Below are 427 nucleotides of genomic sequence, written 5' to 3' on the forward strand. Positions count from 1 at the left end.
TCGAGCCGACATCGGCCTCGCGCGGGTCGGTGACGATGCCTTCCTCCATCACGCGCGCCGCTTCCAACGCGATGGTGACCAAAAGGCGCTGCTTCAACTCCTCATAGTCGATCTTGTCAGGGTTGAGCTGCGGATAGAGGTCCTTCAGGCCCGGCCACAGCTTCTTCTTCGCGGGCTTCGCCGGATAGTCGTAGAAACCCTTGCCATTCTTGCGGCCGAAGCGGCCATGCCTGTCGACCATGGTGTTGATCAGCGCCATCTGCTTCGGGTCGACCGCCTTCTCGCCGAGATCCCGGATGGTCTGCTTCATGATCTTCTGGGCAAGGTCGACGGCCGTCTCGTCGGTCAGAGCGAGCGGGCCGACCGGCATGCCGGCGGCCTTGGCGGCGTTCTCGATCATCGGCGCCGGGACGCCCTCGATCAGCAT

The 427-nt window shown here is 63.7% G+C and carries 1 protein-coding gene; it reads right to left on the reverse strand.

The window, feature by feature from the left end:
• Window positions 1-427: 3-hydroxyacyl-CoA dehydrogenase family protein (locus EOA27_RS40050; protein WP_245491446.1), on the reverse strand; the 427-nt coding region annotated here is incomplete at both ends.

This window comes from Mesorhizobium sp. M2A.F.Ca.ET.037.01.1.1, from assembly GCF_003998075.1.
Taxonomy (GTDB): Bacteria; Pseudomonadota; Alphaproteobacteria; order Rhizobiales; family Rhizobiaceae; genus Mesorhizobium.